Consider the following 14,306-nt stretch of genomic DNA (forward strand, 5'->3'; position numbering starts at 1 on the left):
GACGATGAGCTACAAAAGCATTCTCGTTCACCTCGAAACGAGCGTTCGCGCGCATCCGCGCCTCGAGATCGCATTGCAGCTTGCCCGGTTTCACGCGCGGCTGACCGGTCTGTTTCCGACCTATGTGCCACCGCGCCACGTGTTCGTCGTCATGGCCGGCACTGCCGAGTACTACGCGGAGCACGAGCGCCAGCGCCACGAAAAGGCCGGCTCCCTCGAGCGGCTCTGTCATGCCGAACTCGCGCGTGCAAGGGTCGAAGGTCAGTGGATCACCGCAGACGGCTATGCGAACGACGTTGTGCCGCCGTACGCCCGTCTCGCCGATCTGATCGTGCTCGGACAGACTGATCCGGTCGACCCCGAGGCGTTCGTCGCCGAACAGTTCGTCGAGCACGTCGTGCTGTAGGCGGGACGGCCGGTATTGGTGGTGCCGTCGAGCGGGCGCGTCGCGCCGCCGGGCCGGCACGTGCTGATCGCGTGGGACGGCAGCCGTGAAGCCACCGGCGCGATCCACGACGCGCTGCCGTTCCTCGCGCATGCCGCGAAGGTGTCGCCGCTGACGGTCCCTTCGCCCAGCGATCAACCGCCGCGCGACCGGATTCCCGGCGCGGACATCGCGCCGACCATCGAAAACGACACGCCGGTCGGCGATGCTTTGCTGTCGCAGGCGTCGGAGCTCGGCTGCAACCTGATCGTGATGGCGCGTTCGCGCACTCCCGCCTGCACGAAGTCGTACTGACGGATGCTGCCCGACTCAGTGCGGCCGAGACCTGGGCACACACTTTGGGAGCCCGGGTCGCGCGAAGAACCAGATACCCACTGAGCTAGACTTGACTATCGCTTGTACCGCCGGGACATGACATGTTCGATAGACAGACGCACCGAGGCTTCAGCATCACAGTGACAGCGCGCGACGACGTACGCGGCGGCTCCAATGTCACGCTGCTTGTCGAGCGCATCTTTTCTCACCGGGACGACGTGCGCACCGGCGCGCCGCTCGCAAAACCGGAGCATTACCACTCGGTGCACCCCGCAACTGCGGCCGTCGGCGAAGCCATGCGACGAGTCAGGCGGCTAATTGACGAGGCACTCGGTGAACGCGATCCGCTGGAAGGCGAGTAATTTTCAATTCGCAACTTTCCAGCCCGGTCTGCAGCGCGCCTTGCCCGGATTTTAAATCTGACCAAGCCAAACGACTGGCTCGCCCTTTCGGCAGCCGGACATGATCGATCGCTGCGAGGCGTGAAACCACCGCGGACACCCCTAGGGCAACGATTTTCCTCCCGCTCCGTCTTCGTCGACGGAATTCGCCCTGTTGAACGAAACCAGGGCCCTCGAATGGGGAGCTCGACAATAAGTGAGATTTCCCCGCTTGATCCACTCGCGTTTGAATCGCGAGTTGACCAAGGCGCCTCAAGGCGGTCGCCGGCCCGTCGAATTCGCCATGCTCAACGATAAGCATTTACCGGCACTGGGGCAGGCTGAGAAGGTTGTCCGCAGTGGTCACGTCGTGCCCCGTCCTGAGGAATTTTTGGCCTTGCGGGGTTTGCCAGACGAGCACATCAGCAGTCTGGCCACCTCCGACAACATAGAAGCTCCACCTGCCCGTCTCAATCCCGTTAATAGCGTCTTTCTCGCTGATCTTCCACCGGCTCCCGTCGGGATTCTTTCCGCCGATATGCGAAATGGCCTCGTGCCTACTCTGCTTTTTTGTCTTCCTGATGCAGAGAACCTGAATACGCTGCGCCATAACCTTCCTCCTCTTTATGATTGAGTTTGATATTGCACGATCCATCATATTAAGGAATTGCACGTTTACCCGCGATTTATGCGATATGTATTGGCGCAGATCAAACGGATCGGGATTTACTAAAACACAAGTTATTTCAATTCCCTCCGAGAAATCAGATTTGAAAGCCGACTTAACCCGCGAGGCTCGCCAACTGATTTCTCCCGAACCACCGAATCGGTGGTCTCAACGATTCGGGGCATTTTCACCGGTGGTCGTGAAACGCGCCTCCCTTGCAGGGCTGATGAAAGATTATTTCGAACAGCGCCGTCGTCGACCGCGCGCACTATCGGATCGGATGCTCGCGACGCGGCGGCCTATTCGGTTGATGCCGCATTGCAAAGGGGATGGTCAAAGTGATGCACCCTTTGATGCAGTATGACCACCCGGTCGCACTGCATGGGAGTAACGAGCGACCACGTTTCCTACGAACGTGTAGGATGAAGTTGACCCGTTTTCACGGATAGATTTGCAGTTGGATTCAGTATGCGATGGATCCTTTTGATGACGTTGAATCGCGGGTTGTCCACGGGCGGGCGGCGGGTCGCTTCTCACGACCACGACGCTGCCCGCCGGCGGACAACCCGCGCGGCGACGGTCTTTGTTTTTGCGCATGCATGTTTTCGGATTCGAGAGGTGAGCAGTAGCCGATGCTGCCATGCAGGCGTCGTACGTTGTACCAACCTTCGAGGAAGCAGAAGATACGTCGCCTGGCCTGTTCGTGAGTGGTGAAGTGTTCGCGACAGAGCAGTTCGGCTGCGAGTGTGCCGAAGAACGACTCGCACATCGCGTTGTCATACGCATCTCCCGCTGTGCCCATCGACGGCTGCACGCCCGCCTCGCGACAGCGCCGCCCAAAGGCGATGGATGTGTATTGCTTAGGTTCAAGGGATCGTTGCAACACCTGATGTTTATGACGCGAGTAGTAGATCTCTCAGTGCTTCTGCCGGTGCTTTCCATCCAAGGCTTTTACGCGGTCTGCAATTCACTGCGTCTGCGACGGCATCGAGTTCACGCTCCGTGTACCGACTGATGTCAGTGCCTTTCGGAAAGTATTGACGTAACAGACCGTTTGTATTCTCATTGGTCCCACGTTGCCATGGGCTTTGAGGATCGCAGAAATAGATCTCCAGACCCGTATCGATTCGAAGCTGCACATGCTGGGCCATCTCTGCGCCTTGGTCCCACGTGAGTGATCGTCTCAACCGCTCTGGCAATAGCACGATCTTGGCAGCTATGGCATTACGGACCGTCTCCGCTCCATGCCCCGCCAGCGGTGGCGCATTCTTGACTCGCACGCCGTCGCCATGGCCCTCCATAGGTGGGAGATGGAGCAACATTCTAAAGCGGGTGGTACGCTCGACCAGCGTGCCTACCGCAGATCGGTTAAGGTCAATGATCAGGTCACCTTCCCAGTGGCCCGGAACAGCGCGGTCAACAGTCTCAACCGGTCGTTCACTGATCATGACCTCCGGAGTGATGAAATGCTTTCCACGCTTTTGCGTCCTGGCTCGAGGCACACGAAGTGCACGGCCCGTACGCAGACACGCAGTAAGCTCTCGTCGCAGAGCGCCACGGCCCTGGATGTAAAGCGCCTGATAGATGGCTTCGTGAGAGATTCTCATGGATTTGTCGTCGGGATAGTCAACCTGCAATCGTCGACTGATCTGTTCGGGACTCCAGCAGGTGCCCCCAACGCCGGTCCGCGCGGCGGCCTTGTCGTCGTCCTTTCCACGGTACGTCAGGTCCGGCAATCGGCCTGCCTCCAGAGTCGGTGACTGCTCCGGCCAATCGACTTTGCACATACTTCTTTAATCTCTCGTTCTCTGCCAGCCTGGACGCTTTGGGACGTTCCGCTGCACGCTCTGCTTTCCACTGAGCAACCGTCGCCCTGTGTATCAAAGTACCACCACGGGTTGCAGCGTTACGGCGCAACTCGCGTGAGATGGTCGAAGGTGAGCGCTGCAGTCTCCGCGCGATCTCACGAACCCCGCAACCCTGTGCCCGCAGCAACGCGAATTTCTTCGCGTTCAGAAAAAGACAGATAGGGCCCACCGCCCGGCGTCAGTTCGATTGGCGGCATTCCTCCCGCCTCACGAAACCACCTTGGTCCCAGAGGTTGCGACACGCCACATTCCAGCGCTGCAGCCTCGGTCTCATGCCCTGCCGGATACAGTTCCAGAACGCTCGCTTTGTCTCGAGTTGATTGACACCAGGCCTGCCAGGCGATCGCATTATTGGTCTTCCCGTCTTTTCCGAACCCCAGCCCTGTGGTCGTCCCATTTGACACCTCCTTTAGGAGATGTTGCAACGACCGGTTGAATCCGCCTTGACAGCCCTGATCGGAATGTAGGATGACGCCCTCGTGGTGCCGCTGCTGCAACGCCATGTCCAGCGCACGCAGCATCAGTTCCGTGTACAGGTGGTTCGATGTATGCGGTCGAGGAACAACGTCCTTCCAATGATTGGCTGATGGTCTGAACCTAAGTGTCCGCGTGGACACATGCACTCAGACCGCAATGAACGAGAATCGAGATCTTCGTAGCAGGCTGGTCGTTGGCCATAAACGGGACGGCCGGCGCGAATTCAATGAGGATGCTGTACGGGAACTGGTCGCACTGTGCCTGAGGCCGCACGTGTCGATCGCGCGTGCCGCGATGGATCACGACGTCAACCGGAACCAGTTACGCCGGTGGATCGCACGCTATCAGCCGCAGATCCTGCACGAATTCCGGGAGCCAGATCCATTGGTAATCGATGGCGTCTCGATCGACATTCCGGCTCCGACGGTCACAGGCCCCAGCAACGCGACTACCTTGCCGGCGTTTGTTCCCGTCATCTCTGCTCCAGTGTCTGCGTCGACGCCGTCCGCCCAGTTTCCATCGATGACGCTCGCGCTACACGTCCGGTTACCCAACGGTGTCGAACTCGACTTTGGCGAAGCTGGCGTCGAAGAAATCACGACGATCATCCAGGTGCTCGGGAGGCTCCCGTGTTCCGGTTTGACGAAGGGCTGAACGTCTATCTGCACCGCGATCCGGTCGATTTCCGATTCGGAATGACCAGCCTGTCGATTCTTGTGGAGCAGGCGATGGGACTGAACCCGATAGATTCGTCGCTCTACGTGTTCACGAACCGGCGATGTGATCGTATCAAGATCCTGGGCTGGGATCACAACGGGTTCTGGCTATTGCTCAAGAGACTAGAAGAAAAGGACCGCTTCGTCTGGCCCGACAGTAGTACCGGAGTCGTCACGCTGGACGTCGAGCGGTTGCAGTGGCTACTCAAGGGTGCTGACATTGCCGCGCTTCGGCGCCATCCGAAACGACATTATGCTCGTGTGAGTTGAACACGATATTGACGTGCCGGTCTAAGCAACATGCCGATCAACGTCACCCTCTCTGCCGACGAACTCAAGGCACTCCTGGCGATGCGCGAGGAGCACGCCGCGCTTCAGCAAGAACGTGACGAACTGCGAAGCACGATGCGACTCGTGACCGCAGAGCGCGATCTCGCCGAGGAGCGATTGCGAGCTTACCGCCGTGAGCTGTTCGGTGCGAAGAGCGAAGCGCGCGATACTGATCAACCCGGCTTGTTCAACGAAGCCGAAGTGCTCGGTGCGAACTCCGCGCCCGCGCAGGAAGACACACCACAAACGAAGGTTGCCGCGCACACGCGCAAGCAGCGTGGCCACCGCAGGCCGCTCGATCCCAACCTGCCGCGCGATGTCTTGCGGCATGAACTGCCCGAAGCCGATCGCTTCTGCGCCAACGACGGTCACGCGCTTGTAGAGATCGGCGTTGAAACCAGCGAGCAGCTCGACGTGATTCCGGAGCAGCTGTGCGTCATCCAGCACCAGCGTGTCAAGTATGCCTGGCCGTGCTGCGATCTCGGCATCAAGGTCACGCCAGCGCCGCCGCGCATCATCCCTCGCGGACTCCTCACCGAATCAGCACTCGCGTGGATTGCCACCGGAAAGTACCAGTTCGGAATGTCCCTGTATCGCCAGGCAGGCCTGCTGCGGCGCTTCGGTGGCGACATCTCGTCGAACACGATCGCCGCGAGCATGGTCCGTGTCGGTCTCGCGACGCAACCCGTGATCAATCTGATGCGCGATGCGTTGCTTGATGCCGACCTGATCTACTGCGACGAGACGACATTCCAGGTCCTGAAGGAGAAGGGGCGCAAGCCACAAACAAAGAGCTATCTCTGGTCGCAGATGACCGGGTCGGGACCGCCGATCTGCTGCTTCACCTACACGCCCGGACGAGGTGCGAAGCTGGCTGACAAGCTGTTCGTCGGCGTGGGTGAAGGTGCGGCCCTGATGACCGACGGATATGAGCCCTACAATGGCATTGCCCAGCGTTACCAACTGGTTCACCTCGGATGCTGGGTTGATTCCCGGCGCTACTTCGTCAAGGCAGAGGACAATGTGCCCAAGGCAGCGCGCTCGCCCGATCTGCTCGCGACGCGCTTCATCAAGCTGATCGGAAAGTTGTTCGTTGCCGAGGCGCATAGCGGGAAATGGAAAGCCGACAGGCGGCAGCGATTGCGACGACGGTACAGTGCACGTGTGCTCGACGCCATCCACAATCTGATGCTTGAGCAGTCGCCTGGCGTCGTGCCACAAAGCTTGCTGGGCAAAGCGTTGACGTACCTGCGCGAACAGTGGCCGAAGCTGGTCCGCTACATCGAGAATGGCAACTGGGCTATCTCGAACAATCCTTGCGAAAACTCGATTCGCCCGTTCTGCGTCGGGCGCCGCGGCTGGCTGTTCTCGGACAGCGTCGACGGAGCAAACGCGAGCGCCAACCTGTACTCCCTCGTCGAATCGTGCAAGGCGAATCGCATCGACCCATACCGATACCTCACCTGGCTGTTCCGGCAGATACCTCTGGCGAAGACCGTCGTCGACTACGACGCGCTGCTTCCCTAGCAAATGCGTGCCCACTCACGCTGACCCGCACCGTTACTACACATCACGCGCTCCACCTCGCTCTGGGAGGCGTCCTTCTTGGATCGCATACAGTCAAGCGTTGTAGAGATCGGGTTCAACGAGGAATGCAGAACAGGATGAAGCAGCAGACGTTGGCGATGGCAGCCGATCAAGGAGCGGGTTTCGAGACCCACCGCAAACGCACTCAGCGCGATGAGTTTCTCGACACGATGAATGCGATCGTACCGTGGACGCAGTTGTGCGCGGTGATCGAGCCGCACTATCCGAAGCGCGGCAATGGCCGCCCGCCGATTGGCCTGGAGCGCATGCTGCGGATGCACTTCGTGCAGCACTGGTTCAATCTGGCTGACTTCGCGTGCGAAGAAGCGCTGTATGACAGCGCAAGCCTGCGCCGCTTTGTGGGTATTGACCTGGGCTGCGAACCCGTGCCCGACGCGACGACGCTGCTCAAATTCCGGCGCCTGCTGGAGACTCACAAACTGGGCGAGCAGTTGTTCGCCGAAGTGGGCCGGGTCCTTCAGGGCGGCGGCATGAAGCTCAAAAGCGGCACCATCGTGGACGCTACGATCATCGGCGCGCCGAGCTCGACGAAGAATGAGCAGAAGGCGCGCGCCCCTGAGATGCATCAGACTCGCAAAGGTCGACAATGGTATTTCGCTGCCAAGCTGCATATCGGGGTGGACAGCCAGAGTGGCCTGGTGCACAGCGCGGTACTCACGCCGGCCAACGTCCATGACAAGCACCCGCTGCCGCAACTGCTGCACGGACGGGAGCAGCGCGTCTACGGCGACAGCGCCTATGCGAGCCAGAAAGCGCTGATCCACAGCAAGGCGCCCAAGGCGCGCGACTTCACCAATCAGCGCACCCGCCGTGCGCGCGAAGTCGACGAGGTGCAGCGTTGCAAGAACCGCAACAAGTCGAAAATTCGCGCCCGGGTGGAACATGTCTTTGCCGTCGTGAAGCGACTGTGGGGATTTACCAAGGTTCGCTATCGCGGGTTGGAAAAGAACGCCAACTGGGCGTTCGTCGCGCTCGCACTGGCGAACGTTTACCTGTCGCGCAGAAAACTGATAGCGCAGGTACGCCCATAGTGGGCAAAGGGCGGGCAAAGTGCCCGTCCAAAATGCCCGAAAGGGCGGAAAAGCAAGGGCTAAACTCGGCATCATGACTTGGGGACGTTCAAACCGCTGACACGTCGTCAATCTAGTGGCTTGTTCAGCTTAGCCTTAAGTGAACACGATGCTCCCAAGACTTTCACGGTGACTCAAGATGGGATGACCGGGCGCTTACTGAAAGTCGCCGTTTTGTTGTAAGCATTCGCTCAGTGCCGCACAATTGACCTCCGCGCGACAGAAAACCGAGTGCTAAAGAGGCGGCAGAGACGGGAATTCGGACAGTAGAACAAGGAGAGCGCTTATTCGTTGGATGTGCGCCCGACAACCCACTAAACGGAAGTTTGCAGAGGTTCTGAGGTGATGGACGATCCTCCGTTACACGGCGGAAAGTTCATGCTAATGTGGACAAGTCGAGATGCCACGCCGCGCAATCTTGTCGGCATGGAAATGTAATTTAGTATGGAAAGTCGGACGCGTATCAGATACCGTAACTTCTTAATAGTCTCTCACGATGGAACATTTGGTATGTCATATGTCACCGCTCTCACATCATTTGAATGCCAATCGAAACCGCCGCGCAGTAGAAGAGGATCACTTAGCAGCGTCGGAGCGCAAGGGACCATCTTCAGGGCTTGCTGCAAACATGGACCGTCTCCATCAGACCGACTGGTCGGCACGCGACGAGGCCCTCTCTTCTCTTTCCTTGCTATGGAGCCCGACGACGGTTCCTGGGCGTCGGTCTTCACGTGCTGTCGCATGACTTCAGACATGCTGTCCTCCATTGACGTGCAACTCAGCTCCGTTGATGTACGAGGAGGCCTCAGTGCAGAGAAAGTAGATTACTCGTGCGACCTCGTCCGGATCCCCGAGACGACGCATAGGAATTCCGTGATCCACGATCTCCTCTGTGCCGGGCGACAGGATTGAGGTATCAATTTCGCCCGGAGCAATAGCGTTGACGCGTACACCCTTCGGGCCAAACTCGTGCGCCATTTCTCGTGTTAGAGCTGCGAGCGCAGCCTTTGAGGCTGCGTAGGCAGTACCTGCGAAAGGATGAACCTTCACCCCGGCGATTGATGTTACGTTGGCAATGGCCCCGTTTCCTCGGACCAACTCTGGGAACAACGATCGCGCCAGTAATGCGTTTGATACCAAATTCACGTTAAGAACAGTCATCCAAGTCCGAAGATCGCTCTTGAGAACTCCGAGGCGCGATCTATCCTCGCCTTTAGGAGAGACGCCAGCATTGTTGACGAGCGCGTGTAACTGTCCATTAGGTAGCCGTCGCCTGACTTCAAAAGCGATTCGGTCGATACTATCTAGGTCCGCGAGGTCTGCCTGTATGTGCGCTTCGCGCGCAGCAGGCCACTTGCAACTGTCCGAAAACGGCCGCCGGGAGACAGTGAACACCTCCCAGTTGTTCGCCTGAAAAAGCTTAACTGTGGCATGACCGATACCGCGGCTGGCGCCGGTCAGCAGCATATAACGAGTAACTTGGCTCATCTGTGCATGTCCAATTGGATAGATCGTTGCGGCGTGCAGTTGAGCGACTGCCGCCTGCATGGGTGAGGTGTACCTACTCGCAAGCAGGCGTGCTAAACGAACAGCTCCTGCAGTGCAGCAATTGACCTGTTTCCACGATGTGTCACCGCGGTCACGCGACAAGGTCAATTGGTGTTGCGAAAACGGAGACGAGCAGTGGTTAAGAAAGGAAATATCGCGATTGCGGGCAATGCGCGGCTTGGACAGCGGCCGCCTCCGTTCGCCGCGGATCCGCGGGATTGCTTCGATAAACACTGGCATCCGTTTTGTGAGGATATCAGACTTTCATATGGCGAAGTGCCCGCCACATCCGAGCACACAGAGAGGTCCTGATCGGCGCGAAAATGCGCACGGCCACGCAGATAACCACGCCACCATTGATCACAAGACTCACCAACGCAAAATAGGCGAACAGTTGGCAGTCCGCGTGGCGCAATATCAGTGCAACCCTCATCTCTGTGTGAGAAACGACAGCTTGGCACCGAGTGCAGTGTCCACGATCGAAAACGCAACATGCACACCGACACGAGCCACGAACGCCACGCGCGCGGGCGCGTCCAATACGGACGCGCCAGTCCGATGAAGCGTCGGAAGAATCGGCCGTTGATGCTGTAGACTGCCTCGAATTTCTGATCACCAACAAGGATTCGTGTTGGCCTGCTCCCTCTGGTTGTGCGTCATTTCGTTCTGTAACTTCGCCACTGACGACGCCTTGAGCGCTGCATCGTCGTTGAAGGCGCACCACTTCTTCGCTCCTGACTGAACCTCGATGATTTCAGGCCGAACGACATCGTATTGAGGCAGCCATTTCTTGACCGTTTCCTTCAACCTTAAATAGACGTCACGACCAATCTGTCGCATTCCTTTTCGTTCACATAGAACATCAGTTACCGAATGCTACGCGCTCCCAAATAATCGAAGACTTTCTCGCCTTTAGCCACTTTCAGTTGCACCATCTTGATCCTCCGGAGAATCTGCCTGCTGTTCGGCGAAGGGGTTTTCGTACCGCACCGTGACTAAGATCCTCATTCCCGCCGCGCGCGACGTCTACGCCGACCGCCTTCTGGGTATGGCTCGGCCTCAGTACGCGACCGAGCGGCCCCGGAGCCGCAAGGACGACGTCCATCGTGTCCTTCTGCTGCCAGCGCTTGGAGCTGTGCCGGGCGGTAATATGTGACGGGAAGCCGAGGTTGTGCGGCAGATGCACCAAGCGGCATTTCGTGGTGAGCACATGCACGATGGCTTCAGCCCGCAGACTGGCGACGCGCGGACGACCAAGACCAAGTGTCTGCGAACCGAAGAGCGGCTCAACCATCACCCATTCGTCGTAAGTGGGCGGCTGGTAGATCAAACGTCGCTTACCTCTTCTTCGACCGATCGTTGAGCGGTCTGGCCGTCCAACACTTCTATCCGGAACGGGCCACGGACTCCCGTTGAAAATTCGGCCGCCGCGGCCAAGGCGCGTTCGAGTCTGACGTCCGGCCGCATCGGAACACCGACGGTGGTATACAGCGAGCCCAGCGCCACCTGTTCGCCGCTACCACAGGCATCGAAGTTCACGGCGCGTTCACCAACCTGATATTCGTCGCCAATCCGGAAGATACGTCCCATGTACCCAACCAGAAAAGTGCCACCCGATTCGCGTTCGCCGTGCTTGCGCGCGAATCCGCCGCGGGCAAAGCAAGCGCGTACCGCATCAATGAACGTCGTGCACATGAAGGCGAACACGTCGGTGCCTTCCGGTTGCGGCGCGACGGTCAGACTATGGCCCAGAAGCTGCCCCATCCTGAAGGATGTGGTGAAGCCGATCAGGAACGGTCCCACACGATAGATCTTGGGGTCAGCGCGCACGGTGATGGCCCCTCCCCCCGATCCTGCCGAATCCGCACCCATGTAAACCTTCTTGCCATCTGTCAGCGCCACAATGCAGGTCATGCTGCCTCCGTAGGTGTTGCCCGATAAAACGCGACGCGCACGCCCTCGCACGGCTCAGCCGTGGTCGAAGCCATGCAAGTCCGCCCATTGCCGTCCAGAACTGCCCCGCGGTTCCATGACGTAGCCGTAGATATAGATCTTTAGCAGCACCGCTGGATGATAGGACGGGCGACCTGTCGCAGACGGCATTGCCCCTTCGAAGCCCAACGATGCAAGGTCAAGCTCTTCTACGAACGCCTCAATGATCCTTACCGGATTGTCCTCAGTAATGAAGTCATCGAGGCATTCCGGAAGCAGCGTCACTTGCTTGCGATCTTCACCTTCTATATATCGCTTCAGCCGGTCACCCATGCTGAATGAGTTAATCCAGTTTAGGTAATCAGCGTTTTCACACAAGCTCGACCCATTCCGGTCACAGGCAACGGAATGCACAGAGGCAGCTGTCGGACGGACAGCGGCCATTCCAGGCTTACTGCTTGCCTCCGCTCCATCCGTCCCGTTCACGTAAGGCGATAAACCTTGCGCGCGGTTCCCCGGAACAAAGCCTCGCGTTCGCCAGCGCTAGCGTGTGCAGTCAACTTCTTGAAGGCGTTCCAACCGTTGCTGAATGGATAGGAACCCTTGTCTACCGGGAAGTTGCTCTCGAACATGCAGCGCTCTGCACCGAATGCCTCGATACATGTGTGCATCCATGGCTTCCATGCTTCGGCCAAATCGTCCGAGATAGGCGGCCGTTCACCCTTTTCAAACTCGAAGCCATTAATGCGCATCCCGAGGCCGCCCACCTTCACATAGACATTCGGCAACTGGGCGAGAGTACGCATCGAGCGGGACCAGACATCAAACACTTCTGCGCGCTGATTTGCATAGCTGGCAATCCGGACCACGCCCCCACAATGGTTGATGATGAAAGGCGTATCAGGATAGGCCTTCGCCAGGTCGAATAGCTCCGGCAACTGCGGAAAGAATAGCCATGCGTCGTACGACAGGCCCAGCGAAGCCAGTTGATCGACGCCTGCCCGGTACTCGGGGTCGAGCAGCAGCCCTCGAGGCGCCGCCGACAATGGATTGACGAGCGTCTGGTCAGCATCCCAGGTAACGAGATGTCGAACGCCACGGAACCGACCATCGCCGGCATGCAGTTCCGCTTCGAGAACATCGCGAACCGCTGCTCCCCTGCGAAGATCTGCATAGCCGACCATACCCTTCGCAACCTCCGGCTTGCTTTTTTTCAAAGGCGCGGTGACGCCAGCAACATACTCGATTTCTCCGACCGGGCGCAGCGACTCAGGACCAGACGGGCGATATCGTGTCAGCCCCTGCATGAACACCGACGCGGTGACGTTATGGCCCGTTTGCGCGTCCTGCAGATACTCGTCGAGAAGATAGGTCCAGCCCGGACGATCGTAAAAGTGATGATGCGCGTCGACGATCGGCAGGTCGGGCTCAAGCGCCGCCTCGGTGCAGGAAGCGAGCCAGTCAGTCCGAACGGAAAGATAGTTGCTGGTTGTACTCACGGAATGCGTTCCCTCTTTTGCAAATGCCCGGCGCAGAGTGACAGCCGGCAAAATCAATGATGCTGCGGCAGCGCCAATCAGCTGCCGACGCCGGAGCGAAGGGAATTTGTTCATTCCTGTTCTCCACGGCCAAAGGCATAAAGTGACAAGGTCAGCAAAGTCGTGATACCGAGCACGATCGAAAGTCCAATCATGCCGGCCGAAAACGTGCCGAAACTGTCCTTCAAATAACCCACCAGGTACGGTCCCGCAAATCCGCCGAGCGCACCAATTGAGTTAATGAAAGCGATACCACCGGCAGCCGCCTGTCCGGAAAGAAACCGCGCCGGGAGCGTATAGAAGATCGTGCGACCCGCAATAGTGCCGATCAACGCGAGCGTGATGCCGGTCATGGCCGGAACCAGTTGATGGAAGTACGTCGAGACACCCAGCGCGATCGCACCAATCAAAAGGCCTGCGGCGAGATTTGCGATCGGGCCGCCGCGACGATCGACTCGCTGTGCCCAGCAGAGCAATGCGATCGTGGCGAAGAAGTAAGGCACGGCCGACATCCAGCCGGTTTGCGTGACGCTCATCCCGTGAGCCCTCAGCATCTGAGGCAGCCAGATACCGATGCCGTAAGAGCCCATCGTGAAGCCGAAGGAGATCATCGCAAGAATGTAGGTGCGCACGTCCTTCAATGCCGTGACAAAAATTTTTTTTTCTGACCGGACGCGGCTTCCCGATCGAACGCGCCTTGTAGCGCTTGCCGTTCCTCGTGCGACAACCACTTAGCATCGGCGGGTTTATCCGCCAACATTTTCAGTACCAGAAAACCGAGGACGCACGCGGGCAGTCCTTGAACGATGAACATCCACCGCCAGCCCGCCAGTCCAAGGACACCGTGCATATGGAGCAGCCCCGCCGACAGCGGGCCACCGACGAGTGACGAGAGCGGCGTGGAGACGGTGAACCATGCGAGCACGCGAGTGCGATAGCCAGCCGGAAACCAGACGGCGAGAAAAAAGATCACACCCGGAAAGAAGCCGGCCTCACCAATGCCGATCAGCAGCCGTATTACGTAGAAGCTCTTTGGCCCCACGGCGAGCGCCGTCGCCGCGGCGAAAAAGCCCCACGTGATCATGATGCGGGCAAACCAGCGCCGCGCGCCGAAGCGGTATAGCGCCAGATTGCTCGGAACCTCGAACAAACAGTACCCGGCGAACATGATGCCCGCGCCCCAGCCGAACTGGGTAGCGCTCAAGCCAAGATCGTGATTCATCGTCAGCGCCGCGAAGCCGACGCTCGTCCGATCCAGATAGTTGAAGAAGTATGCGAGCGCGAGTAGCGGAATGAAGCGCCACGCGGCTTTTCTGACCGCAGACTGCTCGACGGTGGAACCCACCGTGCTGCCTGTCGTGATGTTCGATGAAATGGATGTCATGTCTCGTCTCCAGACGAATCAAGGCGCG

The 14,306-nt window shown here is 58.7% G+C and carries 12 protein-coding genes and 4 pseudogenes; 6 read left to right on the top strand and 10 right to left on the bottom strand.

All coding sequences use genetic code 11. From position 1 onward, the window contains the following. Positions 1-4 precede the first annotated feature (4 nt). Together BC1002_RS34675 and BC1002_RS34680 are read left to right on the top strand one after the other, a co-directional pair. Positions 5-828 (top strand): annotated as a pseudogene (locus tag BC1002_RS34675) (universal stress protein). A 72-nt stretch (positions 829-900) separates the two neighbouring features. After that, on the top strand, positions 901-1,122 hold the full coding sequence (locus tag BC1002_RS34680; RefSeq protein WP_238538101.1) for a hypothetical protein: 222 nt from the start codon (positions 901-903) through the stop codon (positions 1,120-1,122). A gap of 340 nt (positions 1,123-1,462) precedes the next feature. Here BC1002_RS34680 and BC1002_RS34685 read toward each other — a convergent pair whose 3' ends face one another. From BC1002_RS34685 to BC1002_RS34690, 3 genes and pseudogenes are all read right to left on the bottom strand, one after another. Further along, the gene (locus BC1002_RS34685) at positions 1,463-1,798 is read right to left on the bottom strand and encodes a DUF3892 domain-containing protein (RefSeq protein WP_157874883.1); all 336 of its coding nucleotides are present in this window, start codon (positions 1,796-1,798) and stop codon (positions 1,463-1,465) included. A gap of 472 nt (positions 1,799-2,270) precedes the next feature. Further along, the gene (locus BC1002_RS39950; protein ID WP_083788795.1) at positions 2,271-2,621 is read right to left on the bottom strand and encodes an integrase core domain-containing protein; all 351 of its coding nucleotides are present in this window, start codon (positions 2,619-2,621) and stop codon (positions 2,271-2,273) included. A 79-nt stretch (positions 2,622-2,700) separates the two neighbouring features. Continuing rightward, a pseudogene (locus BC1002_RS34690) lies at positions 2,701-4,072 on the bottom strand (IS30 family transposase). A 236-nt stretch (positions 4,073-4,308) separates the two neighbouring features. Here BC1002_RS34690 and BC1002_RS34695 point away from each other — a divergent pair. The 4 genes from BC1002_RS34695 to BC1002_RS34710 all read left to right on the top strand — a co-directional run bounded on the left by BC1002_RS34695 (position 4,309) and on the right by BC1002_RS34710 (position 7,837). Beyond that, positions 4,309-4,806, top strand: coding sequence for a transposase (locus BC1002_RS34695; RefSeq protein ID WP_013094607.1), 498 nt, complete (start codon positions 4,309-4,311; stop codon positions 4,804-4,806). Continuing rightward, positions 4,782-5,138: an IS66 family insertion sequence element accessory protein TnpB gene (gene tnpB / locus BC1002_RS34700; RefSeq protein WP_013094608.1), complete on the top strand. Its 357-nt coding sequence runs from the start codon at positions 4,782-4,784 to the stop codon at positions 5,136-5,138. Before BC1002_RS34695 ends, tnpB begins: the two co-directional genes overlap by 25 nt. 30 nt (positions 5,139-5,168) lie before the next feature. Then, positions 5,169-6,725, top strand: a complete 1,557-nt coding sequence (gene tnpC / locus BC1002_RS34705) for an IS66 family transposase (RefSeq protein ID WP_013094609.1) — start codon at positions 5,169-5,171, stop codon at positions 6,723-6,725. 137 nt (positions 6,726-6,862) lie between these two features. Further along, positions 6,863-7,837: an IS5 family transposase gene (locus BC1002_RS34710; RefSeq protein WP_013094610.1), complete on the top strand. Its 975-nt coding sequence runs from the start codon at positions 6,863-6,865 to the stop codon at positions 7,835-7,837. A gap of 786 nt (positions 7,838-8,623) precedes the next feature. Here the strand turns inward: BC1002_RS34710 and BC1002_RS34715 are convergent. The 7 genes and pseudogenes from BC1002_RS34715 to BC1002_RS34740 form a co-directional block, all read right to left on the bottom strand. Next, positions 8,624-9,364 carry an SDR family NAD(P)-dependent oxidoreductase gene (locus BC1002_RS34715; protein ID WP_013094611.1) on the bottom strand — a complete coding sequence of 247 codons (741 nt, stop codon included), beginning with the start codon at positions 9,362-9,364 and terminating at the stop codon, positions 8,624-8,626. Between the two features lie 672 nt (positions 9,365-10,036). Next, entirely contained in the window at positions 10,037-10,264 is a 228-nt protein-coding gene (locus BC1002_RS34720; protein WP_013094612.1) for a hypothetical protein, read from the bottom strand. 82 nt (positions 10,265-10,346) lie between these two features. After that, on the bottom strand, positions 10,347-10,718 hold the full coding sequence (locus BC1002_RS37335; RefSeq protein WP_157874884.1) for a transposase: 372 nt from the start codon (positions 10,716-10,718) through the stop codon (positions 10,347-10,349). A gap of 32 nt (positions 10,719-10,750) precedes the next feature. Then, complete coding sequence (locus BC1002_RS34725) at positions 10,751-11,338, bottom strand: hypothetical protein (protein WP_013094614.1); 588 nt, start codon at positions 11,336-11,338, stop codon at positions 10,751-10,753. 117 nt (positions 11,339-11,455) lie between these two features. Further along, a pseudogene (locus BC1002_RS34730) lies at positions 11,456-11,677 on the bottom strand (transposase); the annotation flags it as partial. 161 nt (positions 11,678-11,838) lie between these two features. After that, positions 11,839-12,969, bottom strand: a complete 1,131-nt coding sequence (locus BC1002_RS34735) for an amidohydrolase family protein (RefSeq protein ID WP_013094616.1) — start codon at positions 12,967-12,969, stop codon at positions 11,839-11,841. After that, a pseudogene (locus tag BC1002_RS34740) lies at positions 12,966-14,278 on the bottom strand (MFS transporter). Before BC1002_RS34740 ends, BC1002_RS34735 begins: the two are co-directional and overlap by 4 nt. Positions 14,279-14,306 lie beyond the last annotated feature (28 nt).

Source organism: Paraburkholderia atlantica (genome assembly GCF_000092885.1).
GTDB lineage: Bacteria > Pseudomonadota > Gammaproteobacteria > Burkholderiales > Burkholderiaceae > Paraburkholderia > Paraburkholderia atlantica.